The sequence below is a fragment of the Streptomyces adelaidensis genome (genome assembly GCF_016598475.1).
GTDB classification, from domain to species: Bacteria; Actinomycetota; Actinomycetes; order Streptomycetales; family Streptomycetaceae; genus Streptomyces; species Streptomyces adelaidensis.
In genome coordinates this window covers 197,350-214,490 of record NZ_JAEMUX010000002.1, presented here as the reverse complement: position 1 = coordinate 214,490, position 17,141 = coordinate 197,350, and the positions used below count along the sequence as shown (strand labels likewise).

Here is a 17,141-nt window from a genome sequence, read left to right as displayed (position 1 = left end):
CCGTGTCGGGGTCGGTGGTGGGCTGTGGCTTCACAGCCCACCATTCGACACCCCTACGGCCTCGCGGCCAAGAACCGAGCCTCAGCCCTCGGCGATCTCCCGCACCTCGCACGTGACCGTCCAGTGCTCCTCGTGCACCTTCAGGAACCGCTTGGACCACTCGATCGCCTCGGCCATGTCCTTGCACTGCATCAGCGCGTAGCCGCCGACGACCTCCTTGGACTCGGTGAACGGCCCGTCGGTGACCGACAGTTCGCCGCCCTCCCAGCGCACCCTCTTCCCCTGCGCGCTCGGCGTCAGCCCGGCCGTGTCGAGCATGACCCCCGCCTTGGTGATCTCCTCCAGCAGATCGCCCATCCGCTGCATCAGCTCGGGGCTCGGGCCTTCGGCGGGGGCGGTCTTCTCGTCGATCTGGATCATCGACAGATAGCGCGGCATGGTGACTCCAAGTGCGTCGGCGGCCGGGGTCTCTCCCCGACTCTCACCCATGCGTCGAACGGGTGCACCTCGGATCGACGACCTCGCCAGATTTTTCGAGAAGTCTTCGACGGCTACCGGTTTCCGCGGGTCGCAGCCGCACTGGGCGGTCGGGCGCGGTCAGTCGGCGAAGTGCTTGAGCTTCTCGGTCTCCAGCGTGATGGCGACGGGGTCCGGCAGCTCGACAAGCGCTCCGAAGGCCCGCGTGGTCGCGGAGCGGTAGACGCCCCCTTCGGGGTCGGCGTAGACGGTGACCGAGTCCTGGTCCCGGTCGACGAGTACGTAGACGGCAATGCCCGCAGCGGCGTAGCCGTCCGGCTTCTCGGCACGGTCGCGCCGGTCGGCATCACGGTCATGGGACGTGACCTCGACGACCATGAGGACGCCGTCGGCTTCGGCCCACTCGCCCTTGCCCACGAAGTACTCCTCGGGCGCGAGAGCACCGTCCGGCCTGGCCCGCCCGTTGCGATACTTCTCGACCTTGAGCCTCTGTTACGGGAAGAGGAACAACTCGGGCCGATGCTGCATGCACCGCTTGAGAAGCCAGGCGACAATCTGGCCGTGGTTGCCGTCCGGCATGGGCTTGACCCCGATCTTTCCGTTCAGGAACTCCAGCCGCGCCGACTCCGGCGCATGGCGGGCGAGTTCCTCGAACTCCTCGACGAGCATCTGCGGCCGGTCGGATGTCATGGGGGTCATGGCGTCGCCTCCTCCCCTCCATCCTGCCCCGCTCACGGGCGGTCCGTGTTGCAAGGTCGTCATACGCCTGCCCCTTTCTCCTTACGGCTCCCTGTGCGTCCCGCCGTGCGCAGGGCGGCGCGCAACCGCCCGGCATGGGCCTGCACGTGCTCCGCCGCGAGGCCGGGACGCGCACCCCAGCACCCCTCGCACAAGCCGCCGCGCAGTCCGGTTCCTCCCTCCGGCTCACCGCACGCGGTGCACAGCACCTGATGGCCGACGGACGGCCGAGACCGCGGCCACGCCGGCTCCTGCTGCTCGGGCGGGATCTTGTCGATGAGCCGAGCCCGTACGAAGCCGTACGCGTGCGCCACCCGCTCGGGGAGCCCGGCGGTCAGCGCCTGCACGATCTGCACCTCGCTCGCGCCCCGCGCGAACCACCGCGCCGCGCTCTCCTCCAGTGCCCCGCACTCCGACGCGGAGAGCGTCAGCCGGGGCTCGATACGGCCGAGGCGGGCCAGCACGTCGTACGCCACCGAGCGCGCGATCCGGGAGGGCTCAGCGGCAGCTACGGATGCGGATGCCGATGCGGACGCGTCCACGGGTGGCGCCTCCCCGGCGAGGAAGGCGTCCCACCACGCGTCGTCCCGCCGAGGACGGGAGAAGAAGGTGTGCCACACCCAGCGGGGGCCGCCGTCCACGGTGACGGGACGGCGTACGCGGCGCAGATGGCCGGCGACGGAGAGGTTGTTGAGGGCGGTGCCGATGGCGCACTGGCCGTACGGGAGGTGCTTGGCCAGCGTCTTGATGGAGATGTCCGCCTCGTCGTCCAGCCGGTCGAGGTACACGGCGATGGACGCCTCGCGGACGGGCAGATGGTCGAAGGCGCGTCCGCTACGGGGTTCCTGGTCCGGTGCGGACTTCTTGCCGTACCCCGGATTGGCCTTGGGGTGAGCGGACGGGCGCGGGGCAGCACTAAGCTGGGCGGTAGCCACGGATCGGCCTCTCTTCGATCTCCTGGTCAGACCCCCGCGTGGTGCTCCAACACCCACGGGGGTCGATGCTTTCCCGGCGCACGCTACACGCTCGACACGCACCGCCGCGACTCGATCACAAAAGGTCATCTCGCCTGGCCAGCAGGCGACTTCGGGAGGGTGGGTGGGTGGAATCCCCCCCCACCCAATCCTCACAAAAAGAGGCTCGAATCCCGATGCCCGAAGCTCAAGCGCCGACGTACGCGACGAACTCCGCCCAAACGCGGGCCGGGACGGTCGACTCGGGGGTGTCGCACCAGCTGCTCCGAAGGTCGAGCTTCGAGTCTCGTACGCGGACGGCGCCCGTGCATAACCTGCGGCATTCGGCAACCCGGGGTCAGGGGGAGCCGACATCCCACAGGCGAACGGTGCCATCGTGACTGGCGCTGGCGAGTTTGGTGCCGTTCGCGTTGAAGCTCATAGAGCTGACCGCGCCCATATGTCCGCGCAGCGTCTTCCAGCAACTCGGAACCCCATCGATGCGCCAGAGCTCGATGATTCCGTCCGGCCGCTCGCCGCCGATCGCCTGGTTGATGCCCCGGATCGCCGCGCGCCGGGCCGACTCCGGGATCTCGTCCAGGCCGTCGAGGACGGGCAGGAGCAGGCCGTGAGTCAGGAGCGTGCGGGGGATCTCCTCACGTCCGCTGCAGTAGGGGACCGCCAGGGTCCTGACAAGCCAGTCGTCGAGGGGCTCGCGTACGGGGTCCCAGGTCGAGACGGGAAGAAGGACCGGTACACGTCCGCCCGGCTGCCGTGCCTCCAGCAGGCCCAGCGTCAGGAGCATCGCCAGAACCGTCTTACCTGATCCGGGCTCGCCGATGACGACCAGTCGGCTCTGCGGCAACTGGTCAGAGCCTTGGGCGAGTTGGGCGACCACCCTGTCGAAACGGCCTTCCGGTCTGCCGTCGAGGTGGACCCGCAGTACGCGGCCTCCCGTGGCCGGGTCGCGGAGTTCGCCCGCGACCGGCCTCGTTGTCGTCGCCCACGCGAGCGGCAGGACCTGCGGGTCGCGCAGCCGTCGCGCCGCCGCTTCCTCCAGCCACTGCGCCCTGAGGGTGCGGGCGAGGTCGTCGGCGTACCCGACGGGATCGGGCGGGACCGGTTCCTGGCGGAAGAAGTCGACGAGCGCCAGGCCCAGCGAGGCGACGCCCACGGCGAGGCTCGCGACCGCCGCCGAATCGGCGACCTTGTACTCGCTGATCCGCATCCAGACAGCGAGACCGATGGACACCAGCCCCAGTCCGACAAGGGTCAGGTCACGGACGAGACGCCGCCGTGCGCGTCGCTGAGGTCCCAGAAGCACCGCGCATGATGCGGAGCGGCCCCCGGCCCTGTCTCCCCTGCCTACCCCCGCCCGGGTGACCAGCGGAAGTATTGCTCCGGCCGACCCATCTCACGTGCTACCGCCGAAGCCTCACTTCAGCGACTCCCACAGCTCGCTCGCCTCCGGCTCGTTCGCCACCACCCGGTTGCTGTCGTACGGGGCCGGCGCCACCGGCATCATGACGGTCTTCGTGGCGTCGGCGGACAGGCTCCGCAGGCTTTCGCCGAGGTTCATCAGCTCGTTCAGTGAGTCCAGGCCGGTGTCCGTGGTGAGGCTGCCGGTGATCGCGTCGGCCACCTCGTAGAGCTGGGTCGGGTCGGTCAGCAGGTCGGTCGAGGCGATCTGGGCCAGCAGGGCCTTCACCAGCTTCTGCTGGAGGCCTATGCGGCCGAGGTCGCTGCCGTCGCCTATGCCGTGACGGGTGCGGGCGAGGGCGAGGGCCTGTTCGCCGTCGAGGTGGTGCGTGCCGGCCTTGAGCTTCAGGTGGCTGTCATCGTCGTCGATGTCCTCGTCCGTCGTGACCGTGACGCCGCCCAGCGCGTCGACCAGCTTCGCGAAGCCGGAGAAGTCGATCTCGATGTAGTGGTCCATGCGGACGTCCGTCATCGACTCGACGGTCTTCACGGCGCAGACGGCGCCGCCCACCGAGTACGCGCTGTTGAACATCACGTTGTGGGCCACGGCCGTCGAACCGCCCGACTCCAGCGGGCAGGACGGCCGGGTGACCAGGGTGTCGCGGGGGATGCTGACGACCGTCGCCTCGGTGCGGCCCGCGTCGATGTGGACGACCATCGCGGTGTCGGAGCGGGCGCCGGAGGTCTCGTCCCCGCCGCCGAGTTCGGCGTTCTCCTCGCCGCTGCGGGAGTCGGAGCCGAGGACGAGGATGTTCAGCGCGCCACTCGGCAGCGGCGAGGCGGAGGCCGAAGGCGACTGGGTCGACTGGAGCTTCGCGGGGCGGTCGTCGCCCAGCGCGCTGTTGATGTCGACGCTCTTGATGTTGTCGTTGAGCTGCCAGAACGCCCAGCCCGCGCCGCCCGCGCCGAGTACGAGGACGCCGGCGAGGGCGAACCCGGCGAATTTCAGCCGGCGCCGCCGTCTGCCCGCGCCCCCGTTGTCGTCCTCGCACGCGCTTTCTTCACCAGTCACGCACAGGAACTTACGTCCGAATTATTACGGGCAGAACCTCCGGCCGACATTCCTTCGGCAATTCTCAGACTTCTCAGCCCAGTGTCACCGTCGGCACCGGATTGCTCCCGCTCCAGGTCGCGTTGAAGCCGAAGGTGACCGAACCGCCGTTCGACACTCCGCCGTTCCAGGAGGCGTTCGCACAGCTGACCGTCGTGCCGGTCTGGGTGCAGGACGCGTTCCAGGCCTGACCGAGCTGCTGGCCCGCCGCGAAGGTCCAGCCGACCCGCCAGGAGGAGAGCGAGGCGCCGGAGCAGCTGATCGTGACGTTGCCGGTGAAGCCGGTGTTCCACTGGTTCGCGACGCTGTAGGCCGCCGTGCAGCCGTCCGGGACCGGCGGTTCGGTCACGGTGCCGCCGAGCGCCGTCGCGATGCCGTGGTACGCGGGTTTCGGCGCGTAGTTCTCGTCGTACGGGGTCGCCGCGCCCTCGCCGGGGAAGGTGTCCGGGATCCAGGAGTCGGAGTCGGTGAAGCCCCAGACCGTGACGCCGGTGCACCGGGTCACGGCGACGCAGGCCTTCACCACGGTCTCGTACTCGGTCCGCTGTTGTGCCAACTTGGCTTCCGTGGCGGGCAGTTGCATCCGGATGTCGAGTTCCGTGAGGGCCACGTCCACGCCCAGGTCGGCGAAGCGCTGGATGTTCTGCTGGAGGGTGGCGGGGACCTGGCCCAGGATGAGGTGGGCCTGGAGACCGACGCCGTCGATCGGGACGCCGCGCGCCTTCAGGTCTCTGACCAGGTTGTACAGGGCCGTGCTCTTGGCGTTGACGCCCTCGACGTTGTAGTCGTTGATGTAGAGCTTGGCGGCCGGGTCGGCGGCGCGGGCGGCGGTCAGGGCCTGGGCGATGTAGTCGGCGCCGAGGCCGTTGTACCAGAGGGTCTGGCGGTAGGTGCCGTCCTCGTTGAAGGGTTCGTTCACCACGTCCCAGGCGGCGAGGCGGCCCTTGTAGCGGCCGACTTCGAGCGCGATGTGGTCGTTCATCAGCTGGCCGAGCTGCGCGGACGTCCAGGTGCCGTTGTCGAGCCAGCCGGGGTTCTGGCTGTGCCAGACGAGGGTGTGGCCGCGCAGGTCCTGGTCGTGGGCCTCGGCGAAGTCGACGATTGTGTCGGCCTCGGTCCAGTCGAAGTTGCCGCGGGTGGGTTCGACGGAGCCCCACTTCATGGCGTTGCCGGGGGTGAGCCAGTTGAACTCACGCCCCGCGATGTCGCCGTACGCGCCGGTGAGCTTGGAGCCGGTGACCGCGGTGCCGATCGCCTTGCCCTTGGCCGCCGCGAGGTCGCGCAGCGGTGGGTCGGCAGCGTGGGCAGCCGGGGCCGCGACGAGCAGGGCGCCGACGGCGGCGATGCCGGTCAGCAGGGACGTGAGCGACAAGCCTGTTCTCAGAGATCTCATTGCGGGTGCCTCCGAAAGTTTCGGCCGTGCAACCGATTGGCTTCGGAGGAGTCTGGAGGGCCGCGCCACCCTCGTCAATACATCAGCACCACCCTCCTCAGACCGCCGGCGGCGCTCCCGTGCTGCTGCGCACCACCAGACTCGTCGCCAGCTCCACCCGGGTCGCCGCCGAGGAGCCCTCCTGCCGTCCGAGGTCGAGCACCAGCCGGGCCGCCGCCTCGGCCATCTCCATCAGCGGCTGCCGTACGGTCGTCAGCGGCGGCCCCACCCAGCGGGCCACCGGCAGGTCGTCGAACCCGACCACGCTCAGGTCCTCGGGGATGCGCAGCCCCAGTTCGCGGGCGGCCTCGTAGAGGCCGAGCGCCTGGAGGTCGTTGCCCGCGAAGACGGCCGTCGGGCGGTCGGGGCGGCGCAGCAGCTCCAGGCCCAGCCGGTAGCCGGTCTCGTGGTGGAAGTCGCCGGCCTTGAGCAGGCCCGCGTCGACCGGCAGCCCGGCGGTCTCCAGGGCGGCCCGGAAGCCGTCCACCCGGGCGCGGCTGCACATCATCCGCGAGGGTCCGCTGATGGCGCCGATACGGGTGTGGCCGAGTTCGATGAGGTGACGGGTGGCGGCGAGGCCGCCCTGCCAGTTGGTGGCGCCGATCGAGGGCACGTCGTCGCCCGGGTCGCCCGCCGGGTCCATCACCACGAACGGGATGGACCTGCTGGTCAGCAGCGCGCGCTGGGACTCGTCGAGCCCGGACAGGACGAGCACGACGCCGTGCGGGCGGCGGGCGGCGACCTGGTCGGCCCAGGTGCGGCCGGGGGTGAGCCGGCCCGCGCTCTCGGAGAGCACGACGCTCAGGCCCTCCTCCCGCGCGATGTTCTCGACGCCCCGGATGACCTCCATCGCCCAGGCGCTCTCCAGCTCGTGGAAGACCAGGTCGATCAGCGGTGACCTGCTCGCCTCCGCGCGCCGGCGCCGGTAGCCGTACTCGCGGAGCAGGTCTTCGACCCGGGTGCGGGTGGCGGGCGCCACGTCCGCACGGCCGTTGAGCACCTTCGAAACAGTCGGAGCCGAAACACCGGCCTGACGGGCGATCTCGGCGAGCGTCGCAGTCCGCGTGGACTGCGACGCACGCGCTCTTGTCTGGGTTTCCTCGGGCTTCGCGGGCTTCATGAGCCGGATCGTATCCCTGCGCGACCTCTTGACGAACCCTTTCGACGGCCATACGTTCCCGGAACGTTCGGAGTGTCAACCGAAACATTCGTACGGTCGAACATTCGCGAAGGGTGCTGTCATGGAGTCGAGTAGAGGCCTGTCCACCGGAAACGCCGGGGAGGCCGGGGACGCCGGGAGTTCCGGAAACCCCGGGAACAGCACGGGGGACGGCCGTTCGTTCAGCAGGCGGTGGTTCCTCGGCGCCGGTTCCGCCTCGCTGCTCACCGCGGGACTGGGCACCGGCCTCACCGCCTGCGGCTCAGGCGGCGGCGCGGGCGGCGACGGTAAGACGATCACCGCGTTCGTGTACGGCGACGACGCGGTGAAGGTCCAGCAGGCGGGCGTCGACCGGTTCAACAAGTCGGCCGCGGCGAAGAAGGCCGGCGGCACGGTCAAGCTCACCGAGGTCCCCGGCTCCGACTACTCCCCCAAGCTCCGCACGGCCATGGGCTCGCCCAGCGCCCCGGACGTCTTCTTCAACTGGGGCGGCGGCTCCATCAAGCCGTACGAGGAGGCGGGCAAGCTCGTCGACCTCACCGAGATCATCGAGGGCGACCCGGTCCTCAAGGACGGCTTCCTTCCCTCGGTCCTGGCCGCCGGCGATCTGGGGGGCCGCCACTACGGCATACCGATGCGCGGCATGCAGCCGGTGATCCTCTTCTACAACAAGGCCGTCTTCGCCGAGCACAAGCTCCAACCCCCCACCACCTGGGACCAGTTGCTCGACAACAACACCAAGCTCAAGAAGGCGAAGATCACCCCCTTCGCCCTCGGCGGCACCGACGTCTGGCCCGACCTGATGTGGCTGGAGTACCTCGTCGACCGCGTCGGCGGCCCCGAGGTCTTCAAACGCATCCAGGACGGCGACGCCGAGGGCTGGGGCGACCCGGCGATCCTCAGGGCCGCCGAACTGGTCAAGGAACTCATCGACGACGGCGCCTTCGGCTCCAAGTTCACCTCGGTGTCGTACGTCAACGGCGGCGCCCCCGCGGTCTTCGCGCGCGGCAAGGCCGCCATGCATCTGATGGGCTCCTGGGAGTACTCCACGCAGCTCGGCAAGTTCCCCGACTTCGCCAAGAAGAACCTGGGCTGGGCCGCCTTCCCGACCGTCGAGGGCGGCACGGGCGACGTCCGCAACGTCGTCGGCAACCCCACCAACTACTGGTCCATCAACGCCCGTACGAAGAACAAGGACCTGGCGGTCGGCTTCCTCAAGGACTGCGCGTCCAAGGCGTACGCCCAGGCCCTCATCGACAACGGCGACGTCCCGACCACCTCGAACGCGGCCGCGCTGCTCTCCTCCTCGCCCAACCCCGAGTACGCGAAGTTCCAGTACGACATGGTGCAGCAGGCACCCGCCTTCACGCTCTCCTGGGACCAGGCGCTCGGCGACGGCCTCGGCACCAAGATGCACACGGAGATAGGCAAGCTGTTCGCGGGGCAGTCCTCTCCGAGCGAGTTCGTGACGGCCTGCAAGGGGCTGAAGTGACCGTCACGGTCGAGAAGGCCCGCACGGCCGAAAAGCCACCGACGCGCCACGCGAACCGCGCCGGCCGCCCGCACGCCGCCTGGGCCCTCCCGGGCGTCCTCTTCTTCACCTTCTTCGCCGTCGTCCCGATGGCCCTGGCCCTCTATCTCTCCTTCACCACCTGGGACGGGCTCGGCGACCCGCGCCCGGTCGGCCTGGACAACTGGAAGAAGCTCCTCGACGACCCCCGGATGACACAGTCCCTCGGGCTGACCGTCGTCCTGACGGTCGCCAGCTGGGCGTTCCAGACGGTCATCGCCCTGCTGCTCGGCGTGTGGGCGGCGGGCCGGCAGCGCAACCGCGCGATCCTCTCCGCGATCTTCTTCGTCCCGTTCCTGCTCTCCTCCACCGCCATCTCGATCCTCTTCTACGCCCTCCTGGACCCGAACTTCGGCATCATCCAGCGGGACACCCTCGGCTCGCAGAGCGGCGCGTTCCTCGCGATCGTCTTCGTCGGCGGCTGGCAGTTCATCCCCTTCCACACCCTGATCTACCAGGGCGGGGCCCGCCAGATCCCCGAGGTCCTCTACCAGGCGGCCGCCATCGACGGCGCGGGCCGCTACCGCCAGTTCTTCTCGATCACGCTCCCGCAGCTGCGCCACACCATCACCACGTCCACAGTCCTGATGGTCGTCGGCTCCCTGACGTACTTCGAGACGGTCCTGATCCTGACCAAGGGCGGCCCCGGCACGGACACCGCGATCCTGCCGTACCTGATGTACGAGGCGGGCTTCAAGACGTACGACTTCGGCTACGCGAGCGCCATCGCGTCGTTCCTGGTCCTCGCCGCGACGGGCCTGTCGATCGTCCTGGTCCGGCTGACCGGCTTCGGTGCCATGCGCAGCACCCGCGAAGGGATGTGACGGAGTGTCACACGACACGTTGCCGCGCCCCACGAGGACCCTGCAGCCCGACGGGGGCCCGGCCAAGGCCTCCCCCGGCCGCCGGCGCCACTGGACGAGGCGCGCCAACCCGGTCGCCGGCCTCGGCGCCTTCGTCTGGCTGGTCATCGTCCTGGTCCCCATCTACGCGATGCTGTCGGCCTCGCTCACGGGCGCGGACAAGGCCCTCACGGGCAACCCCCTGAAGCCCCCCACCGACCCGACCCTCGACAACTACAACACCGTCCTCGGCAACGGCTTCGGCCATCTGCTGAGCAACACGGCCATCGTCGCGGTCGCGGTCGTCGGCATCGTCCTGACCCTGTCCGTCCCCCTCGCCTACGTGGCCGTCCGCACCCGCGACCGCTGGTCGAACGCGGCCTTCCGCCTGTTCCTGGTGGGCGTGGCGATCCCCGCCCAGGCGGTCGTCGTCCCGCTCTATCTCCTGATCGCGAAACTCGACCTGTACGACACCCTCCTGGCCGTCATCCTCCCGACGGCCGCCTTCGCGATGCCGGTCTCGGTCCTGGTCCTGGTCGGCACCCTGCGGGACGTCTCGGAGGACCTGTACGAGGCGATGGCACTGGACGGCGCGTCACCCCTGCGGGTGCTCTTCCAGCTGACGATCCCGCTGGCCAAGGGCGGCATCAGTACGGTCGTCATCTACTCGGCGCTCCAGGCCTGGAACGGCTTCCTCTTCCCGCTGATCTTCACCCAGTCCGACGAGCCGCGGGTCCTCACCCTCGGACTCTTCAACTACGTCAGCCAGTTCGGCGTCAACATCCCCGCCCTGCTCGCCTCGGTCGTCCTCTCCGGCATCCCCATCTTCGCCGTGTACCTGGTGGCGCGACGGGCGCTGGTGGGCGGATTGATGGGCGTGGGCGGCAAGTGACCCGGCAAGTGCCCGACCCGCTCCGGCGCCCGCTTCGGCACCCGCGAACCTCTGAAACTCACCGACCCCTGACAGGAGTTTCATGACCACCGCCCCCTGGCGCGACCCCGCCCTCCCCGCCGACGTCCGCGTCGCGGACCTCCTCTCCCGGATGACCCTGGAGGAGAAGACCGCCCAGCTGTACGGCGTGTGGGTGAAGGCCGACTCGACCGGTGAGGACATCGCCCCCGACGAGGAAGGGATGACGGAGTCGTTCGACTTCGACGAGCTGATCACCCGGGGCCTCGGCCAGCTCACCCGCGCCTTCGGCACGGCCCCCCTGGACCCGGCGCTGGGCGCGGCGGCACTGGCCCGCGCCCAGCGCCGCATCATGGCCGCGAACCGTTTCGGCATCCCGGCCGTCGCCCACGAGGAGTGCCTGGCCGGCTTCACCGCCTGGCGCGCGACGGCGTACCCGGTCCCCCTCGCCTGGGGCGCGTCCTTCGACCCGCCCCTCGTTCAGGAGATGGCCCGCCGGATCGGCCACGACATGGCCGCCGTCGGTGTCCACCAGGGCCTGGCCCCCGTCCTGGACGTCGTCCGCGACCCGCGCTGGGGACGGGTCGAGGAGACGATGGGCGAGGACCCGTACTTGGTGGGCACGATCGGCTCGGCGTACGTGCGGGGCCTGGAGTCGGCCGGGATCGTGGCCACGCTGAAGCACTTCGCCGGGTACGCCGCGTCCGTCGGCGCCCGCAACCACGCGCCCGTACGGGCCGGGGTACGGGAGTTCGCGGACGTGACCCTCCCCCCGTTCGAGATGGCGCTCCGCGACGGCGGCGCCCGCTCGGTGATGGCGGCCTACACGGAGACGGACGGCGTCCCGGTCTCGGCGGACCCGGGGCTGCTGACCGAACTCCTCCGCGACGACTGGGGCTTCACCGGCACGGTCGTCTCCGACTACTTCGGTGTCGGCTTCCTGGAGACCAGCCACCGCGTGGCGGGAAACCGCGCGGAAGCCGCCCACGCGGCCCTGGCCGCCGGCATCGACGTCGAACTGCCGACCCTGCGCTGCTACGGCGAGGCCCTGGTCACGGCCGTACGCGCGGGCGAGATCCCCGAGTCCCTGGTGGATCTGGCCGCCCGCCGGGTCCTGCTCCAGAAGTGCGAGCTGGGCCTGCTGGACGAGGACTGGACCCCCGAGCCGTCCGCCACCGCGGCCCCTGTGGACCTGGACGCGGCGGAGAACCGCGCCCTGGCCCGGCGCCTCGCCGAGGAGTCGGTGGTGCTGCTGGACAACCCCGACGACGTACTGCCCCTCGCCCCCGACATCCGGATCGCCGTCGTGGGCCCCCGCGCCGACGACCCCCTGGCCATGCTCGGCTGCTACTCCTTCCCCTCCCACGTCCTCCCGGCCCACCCCGGTACCCCCCTGGGCATCGAGATCCCCACCGTCCTGGAGTCCCTGCGCACCGAACTCCCCGACGCGAAGATCACGTACGCCGCCGGCAGCGACGTCGACGGCGACGACACCGGCGGCTTCCCCGAGGCGGTCGCCCGCGCGGCGGAGGCGGACGTCTGCGTGGCGGTCCTCGGCGACCGCGCCGGTCTCTTCGGGCGGGGCACGTCGGGCGAGGGCTGCGACGCGGAGGACCTCCGGCTCCCCGGGGTCCAGTCGGACCTGCTCGACGCGTTGATCGCCACGGGCACGCCGGTGGTGGCGCTCCTCCTCACCGGCCGCCCGTACGCGCTGGGCCGCTGGCACGGCCAACTGGCGGCGTCAGTCCAGGCGTTCTTCCCCGGCGAGGAGGGCGGCCCGGCGGTGTCAGCGGTGCTGTCGGGCCGGGTCTCCCCCTCGGGCCGCCTCCCGGTGAGCCTCCCGAACCGGCCCGGCGGCCAGCCCTGGACCTACCTCCAGCCACCACTGGGCCTGGCGGGCGCGGCCAGCAACCTGGACCCGACGCCGCTGTACCCCTTCGGGCACGGCCTGTCGTACACGTCGTTCGAGTGGGAGGACTTCGAGAGCGCGTCCGAGCGGGAAATCGCCACGGACGGCACGTACGACGTCTCCGTCACCGTCCGCAACACGGGTGACCGGGCGGGCGCGGAGGTCGTCCAGCTGTACCTGCACGACCCGGTGGCCTCGGTGACACGCCCTGACGTCCGCCTGATCGCCTACCAGCGCCTGGAGTTGCCCCCCGGCGAGGCCTCCCGCGTGACCTTCCGCTTCCACGCCGACGTCTCGTCCTTCACGGGCCGCTCCGGGCGCCGGATGGTCGAACCGGGCGCCCTGGACCTGCGGTTGGGCACGTCCAGCACGGACGTACGCCACGGGGTCCGGCTGACGCTGACGGGCCCCGCACGAGACGTGGGCCCGGACCGCCGCCTGCACTGCGAGACGGACGTACGGGCCGTGGAGAGCTGACGCTCAGTCCGCCTGGGCCGCCGCGTGCGTGACGAACGCGGCCCAGGCGGAGGGGCCGAGGCCGAGGTGGGGGCGGGTGGTGTCTTTGGAGTCGCGGATGTGGATGGTGGCGGGGGTGGAGGCAACTTCGACGCAGTCGTCGCCCTGAGGGCTGCTGTACGTGGACTTGCGCCAGTCCAAGGCGACCTCTATGCAGTTATCACCCGCAGTACCGCTGTAACTGGACCTGTACCAGGCCAGTTCGTTGGTGCTCATAGCGCTCCTCTGATCCGCTCCAGCAGGCCCACGGAGTCCAGCGGATTGAGGGCCTGTGCGCGGAGTGTCGCATATCGACGGTGCAGAACGGCTGCCTCTTTTGCGTCGGCCACCAGACGCCCGGTTTCCTGCCCCTCCGCGTAGGCAAGATGCCTCCCGTCCGGAGTTTCCAGGAGAGCCAGCGGACCGTCCAGCCCCGCGTGCGCCTCGCACTCCAGCGGCACGATCTGGATCTCCACGTTGCGGAGTTGAGCACACGCCAGCATGTGATCGAGGAGCCCCCGCAAGACGTCGATGCCACCCAAGCGGCGCCGGACGACATGCTCGTCCATGACGAAGCTGAACGAGGTGTTGGGGCGCTCACGGAACATCCGCTGCCGCTCCATGCGCGCGGCGACCTGCGCTTCCAACTGCTCGTCCGACAAGGGCGGAAGCCGATTGTTGAACACCGCCCGCGCGTACTCCTCGGGCTGCAACAGCCCCGGAGCGAGACGGCACTCGTACGTCGCGAGGTACACCGCCTCCCGCTCCAACCCCGCCCACATCCGGAACCACGCCGCCAACCCCGGCTGCCGGGCCATGTGCCTGAACGCACCCCGCAGCGCCCCCGTGTTGCCCGTGGCCTCCTCCGCCAGCTCCACGAACCGCTGGTCCGCGAGCCGTCGCCCCAGCTCGATCGACGCGACCGTGTGCTTGGACAGATGAACGAGCGCGCCGAACTCCTCCCGGCTCAACCCCGCATGCTCCCGCAGTGCCTGCACGACGGCCCCGAAGGCCTTCATGCTGTCCGACGACCCGGGCTCACCACCGGGCCCCTGCGACGCCCACTCCACACCGTGCACCATTCACCCAGAGTGACCGACCGATCACCGTACTGTCCACCGAACAGCCGCGTACTCCACCTCCCGTACGCAAGACGGCGAGCCCCGAGGTCAGGCGGGAACGCCGGCCCGGTTCAGGACGGCGGCCATCTCGTCCTCGGGGAGCGCGGGATTGGCCCCCGCGCTGGAGGCCAGTTCAGGGATGTGAAGGGCCTCTCGGAGCCGGTGGAGCGGCAGGCGCGGGTCGGAGGCCGCCGCCTGACGCGTCCAGACCGCGGGGTCATGGCTGAGCCGTTCGACCAGCGCGGGCGTGGCAGCCGGGTCCCGGACCGCCAGCCGACGGTAGTTCCCGTCCGGGTGGTCCGCGTAGCGCGTGGCGAGGCCCTCGCGGGGAAAGCGGGGGTGGGTCTCCGCCATCCAGGCGGAGAACGTCCCGCCGAGCCGCGCGTACACGCGCATCAGGACCTCCTCCGGGGGGTCGGGGTCGTGCAGTTCCACGGCACCCCGGGTCAGCCCTCGTCCACCGACTCGAACCGCCACCGGTGCACCGCCCGGCCGGCCAACTCCCCGTCCGGCTCCGGCAGTTCGGGCAGCTCGGCGTCGTACGGGGCGTCCCACCACGTGATGACCAGCACTCGGTCCTGAGGTGCCCGGAAGGTCTCCCGCCGCAGAAGCCGCCCGCTGTCCGGCAGCTCCTGGGCCCGTGCCCAGGCCAGCAACTCCTCGCCCCGCCCGTCGACCGCCCGCGCCTCCCACATCAACGCGACCGTCACGAGTACAGGTTCTCCTTGCTCACCTCGTGAACGTGGTCGTGGGCATGAGACGTACCCGGCACATGCGGATCCGTCACCGGCAGCGAAGAGTCCGCCGACAGATCCCAGTCCGACGCGGCCCGCCCCCGGGACACCATCTCGGCGCCCAGCGCGGCGACCATCGCCCCGTTGTCCGTGCACAACCTGGGCCGGGGCACCCGGAGTCGGATCCCGGCCGCCTCGCAGCGCTCCTGGGCCAGCACGCGCAGCCGGGAGTTGGCGGCGACGCCACCCCCGATCATCAGGTGGTCGACACCCTGGTCCTTGCAGGCCCGTACGGCCTTACGCGTCAGCACATCCACCACTGCCTCCTGGAAGGAAGCCGCCACATCCCGCACCGGCACCTCCTCCCCCGCCGCCCGCTTGGCCTCGATCCAGCGGGCCACGGCGGTCTTGAGGCCGGAGAAGGAGAAGTCGTACGCGGCGTCGCGGGGCCCGGTGAGACCACGGGGGAAGGCGATGGCGGCCGGGTCGCCCTCCTTCGCGTAGCGGTCGATGACCGGACCGCCCGGGAAGCCGAGGTTGAGGACACGGGCGATCTTGTCGAAGGCCTCGCCGGCCGCGTCGTCGATGGTCGCGCCCATCGGCCGTACGTCGGACGTGATGTCCGTGGACAGCAGCAACGACGAGTGCCCCCCGCTGACCAGCAACGCCATCGTCGGCTCGGGCAGCGCCCCGTGCTCCAGCTGGTCGACGCAGATGTGCGAGGCGAGGTGGTTGACGCCGTAGAGGGGCTTGCCGAGCGCGTAGGCGTAGGCCTTGGCCGCCGAGACGCCGACCAGCAGGGCACCGGCGAGTCCCGGCCCGGCGGTGACCGCGATGCCGTCGAGGTCCCTCGCGCTCACCCCCGCCTCCTTCAGCGCGCGGTCGATGGTCGGGACCATCGCCTCCAGGTGCGCGCGGGAGGCGACCTCGGGCACGACGCCGCCGAAGCGGGCGTGCTCGTCGACGCTGGACGCGATCGCGTCGGCCAACAGTGTCGTACCGCGCACGACACCGACGCCGGTCTCGTCGCAGGAGGTCTCAATCCCCAGGACCAGGGGTTCGTCAGCCATTGATCTCGGTTCCTCGTACGGAAGTTGAAGGGTCGTTCAGGCGCATGACGATCGCGTCCACGTTCCCCGGCTGGTAGTAGCCGCGGCGGAAGCCGATCGCCTCGAAGCCGAAGCGCTCGTACAGCTTCTGCGCGCGGACGTTGTCGACCCGGCATTCGAGCAGCACCTGCGCGCACTCGAACGCGGTGGCGGCCCGCAGCAGCTCGGTGAGGATCACCGCGCCGAGGCCGGTGCCCCAGTGTTCACGGGCGACGGCGATGGTCTGTACGTCGGCGACGTCCCCGGCGGAGGCCAGTCCCCCGTAGCCGACGATCCGCCCGCCCTCCGGGCACTCGGCCACGACGTAGCGCCGGGTCGCCTCAGGACCGCGCGCGTGGGCGAGGTCCGACCAGAACATGCCCCGCGACCAGGCGTCCTCGGGGAAGAGGTCCTTCTCCAGCTCCAGTACGGGCTCGATGTCCCACCAGCGCATCTCGCGCAGCACCGCGGTCGTCACTTGGGGGTGACCACCTTGTAGTTCTTGGGCACCTGGGCGTCGGGCCGGCGCAGATACAGCGGCCGGGGCGCCTCCAGCTCCTCGCCCGCCGCGAGCCGCTCGGCGGCCAGGGAGGCGAGGGCGCCCGCGGATACGTGCTCGGGCGCGCGGGCGTCCGGGAAGGTGTCGGGGTAGAGCAGCGCCCCCGCGCCCACGGCCGGCAACCCGGCTACGAGGTCCGCGATCTCGGCGGGGCGGTCGACGGCCGGTTCCGTGACCCGCGTACGCGGATCCTCGTACCTCGCCCAGTAGACCTCCTTGCGCCGGGCGTCGGTGGCCACCACGAAGGGACCCTCGACATCGGCCGCGTACGCGAGCCCGTCGAGCGTGCACAGTCCGTGGACGGGGACCCCGAGGGCGAGACCGAAGGTGTCGGCGGTCATGAGGCCGACGCGCAGCCCGGTGTACGGGCCGGGACCGACGCCCACGACGATGCCGGTGACGGCGTCGAGGTGGGTGCCCGCCTCGGCGAGGAGCCGGTCGACGGCGGGCAGCAGCAGTTCCCCGTGGCGACGCGCGTCGACCTGGCTCGACGCGGCGACGACAGCCGTCCCGTCGTGCAGCGCGACGGTGACGGCGGGGGTGGCGGTATCCAGAGCGAGCAAGAGCACACAAACAGCCTACGGCGCTTCGGGCCGGGCCACGGCCGCCCCGGCGCACCGCTCC

17 protein-coding genes and 1 pseudogene are annotated in these 17,141 nt (G+C 70.6%); 4 read left to right on the top strand and 14 right to left on the bottom strand.

Annotated features, from left to right (window positions below; translation table 11 throughout):
- Positions 1 to 81 precede the first annotated feature (81 nt).
- The 7 genes and pseudogenes from I8N67_RS01985 to I8N67_RS01950 all read right to left on the bottom strand — a co-directional run bounded on the left by I8N67_RS01985 (position 82) and on the right by I8N67_RS01950 (position 7,250).
- Positions 82 to 438 (bottom strand): YciI family protein, encoded by a 357-nt coding sequence (locus I8N67_RS01985; RefSeq protein WP_200300786.1) that lies wholly within the window; start codon positions 436 to 438, stop codon positions 82 to 84.
- A gap of 159 nt (positions 439 to 597) precedes the next feature.
- Positions 598 to 1,176 (bottom strand): annotated as a pseudogene (locus I8N67_RS01980) (Uma2 family endonuclease).
- A gap of 59 nt (positions 1,177 to 1,235) precedes the next feature.
- The gene (locus I8N67_RS01975) at positions 1,236 to 2,150 is read right to left on the bottom strand and encodes a hypothetical protein (protein WP_200300771.1); all 915 of its coding nucleotides are present in this window, start codon (positions 2,148 to 2,150) and stop codon (positions 1,236 to 1,238) included.
- Positions 2,151 to 2,526: 376 nt separating this feature from the next.
- Entirely contained in the window at positions 2,527 to 3,420 is an 894-nt protein-coding gene (locus I8N67_RS43700) for a WD40 repeat domain-containing protein (protein WP_200300770.1), read from the bottom strand.
- 183 nt (positions 3,421 to 3,603) lie between these two features.
- Positions 3,604 to 4,659 (bottom strand): LCP family protein, encoded by a 1,056-nt coding sequence (locus I8N67_RS01960; RefSeq protein ID WP_372443606.1) that lies wholly within the window; start codon positions 4,657 to 4,659, stop codon positions 3,604 to 3,606.
- A 73-nt stretch (positions 4,660 to 4,732) separates the two neighbouring features.
- Positions 4,733 to 6,091, bottom strand: coding sequence for a glycoside hydrolase family 10 protein (locus tag I8N67_RS01955; protein WP_200300769.1), 1,359 nt, complete (start codon positions 6,089 to 6,091; stop codon positions 4,733 to 4,735).
- A gap of 97 nt (positions 6,092 to 6,188) precedes the next feature.
- Positions 6,189 to 7,250 (bottom strand): LacI family DNA-binding transcriptional regulator, encoded by a 1,062-nt coding sequence (locus I8N67_RS01950; protein ID WP_200300768.1) that lies wholly within the window; start codon positions 7,248 to 7,250, stop codon positions 6,189 to 6,191.
- A 121-nt stretch (positions 7,251 to 7,371) separates the two neighbouring features.
- On the opposite strand from I8N67_RS01950, the gene I8N67_RS01945 reads away from it, so the two are divergent.
- The 4 genes from I8N67_RS01945 to I8N67_RS01930 all read left to right on the top strand — a co-directional run bounded on the left by I8N67_RS01945 (position 7,372) and on the right by I8N67_RS01930 (position 12,997).
- Positions 7,372 to 8,781: an ABC transporter substrate-binding protein gene (locus I8N67_RS01945; RefSeq protein WP_200300767.1), complete on the top strand. Its 1,410-nt coding sequence runs from the start codon at positions 7,372 to 7,374 to the stop codon at positions 8,779 to 8,781.
- Positions 8,778 to 9,683 carry a carbohydrate ABC transporter permease gene (locus I8N67_RS01940; RefSeq protein ID WP_200300766.1) on the top strand — a complete coding sequence of 302 codons (906 nt, stop codon included), beginning with the start codon at positions 8,778 to 8,780 and terminating at the stop codon, positions 9,681 to 9,683. The genes I8N67_RS01945 and I8N67_RS01940 overlap by 4 nt, the downstream gene beginning before the upstream one ends.
- Positions 9,684 to 9,687: 4 nt before the next feature.
- Positions 9,688 to 10,593, top strand: coding sequence for a carbohydrate ABC transporter permease (locus tag I8N67_RS01935; protein WP_200300765.1), 906 nt, complete (start codon positions 9,688 to 9,690; stop codon positions 10,591 to 10,593).
- An 82-nt stretch (positions 10,594 to 10,675) separates the two neighbouring features.
- Entirely contained in the window at positions 10,676 to 12,997 is a 2,322-nt protein-coding gene (locus I8N67_RS01930; RefSeq protein ID WP_200300764.1) for a beta-xylosidase/alpha-l-arabinosidase, read from the top strand.
- Positions 12,998 to 13,000: 3 nt separating this feature from the next.
- Here the strand turns inward: I8N67_RS01930 and I8N67_RS01925 are convergent, their stop codons facing one another.
- The 7 genes from I8N67_RS01925 to tsaB form a co-directional block, all read right to left on the bottom strand.
- Positions 13,001 to 13,252: a DUF397 domain-containing protein gene (locus tag I8N67_RS01925; RefSeq protein ID WP_200300763.1), complete on the bottom strand. Its 252-nt coding sequence runs from the start codon at positions 13,250 to 13,252 to the stop codon at positions 13,001 to 13,003.
- Complete coding sequence (locus tag I8N67_RS01920) at positions 13,249 to 14,097, bottom strand: helix-turn-helix domain-containing protein (protein WP_200300762.1); 849 nt, start codon at positions 14,095 to 14,097, stop codon at positions 13,249 to 13,251. The genes I8N67_RS01925 and I8N67_RS01920 overlap by 4 nt, the downstream gene beginning before the upstream one ends.
- Before the next feature lie 87 nt (positions 14,098 to 14,184).
- Entirely contained in the window at positions 14,185 to 14,571 is a 387-nt protein-coding gene (locus I8N67_RS01915) for a hypothetical protein (RefSeq protein ID WP_234044763.1), read from the bottom strand.
- Positions 14,572 to 14,582: 11 nt separating this feature from the next.
- A complete protein-coding gene (locus I8N67_RS01910; RefSeq protein ID WP_200300761.1) occupies positions 14,583 to 14,846 on the bottom strand; it encodes a hypothetical protein in 264 nt (87 codons plus the stop codon).
- Complete coding sequence (gene tsaD / locus I8N67_RS01905) at positions 14,843 to 15,940, bottom strand: tRNA (adenosine(37)-N6)-threonylcarbamoyltransferase complex transferase subunit TsaD (protein ID WP_200300760.1); 1,098 nt, start codon at positions 15,938 to 15,940, stop codon at positions 14,843 to 14,845. Before tsaD ends, I8N67_RS01910 begins: the two co-directional genes overlap by 4 nt.
- Complete coding sequence (rimI, locus tag I8N67_RS01900; protein WP_200300784.1) at positions 15,933 to 16,412, bottom strand: ribosomal protein S18-alanine N-acetyltransferase; 480 nt, start codon at positions 16,410 to 16,412, stop codon at positions 15,933 to 15,935. Before rimI ends, tsaD begins: the two co-directional genes overlap by 8 nt.
- Before the next feature lie 20 nt (positions 16,413 to 16,432).
- Positions 16,433 to 17,086 (bottom strand): tRNA (adenosine(37)-N6)-threonylcarbamoyltransferase complex dimerization subunit type 1 TsaB, encoded by a 654-nt coding sequence (gene tsaB / locus I8N67_RS01895; protein ID WP_200300759.1) that lies wholly within the window; start codon positions 17,084 to 17,086, stop codon positions 16,433 to 16,435.
- Positions 17,087 to 17,141: the final 55 nt, after the last annotated feature.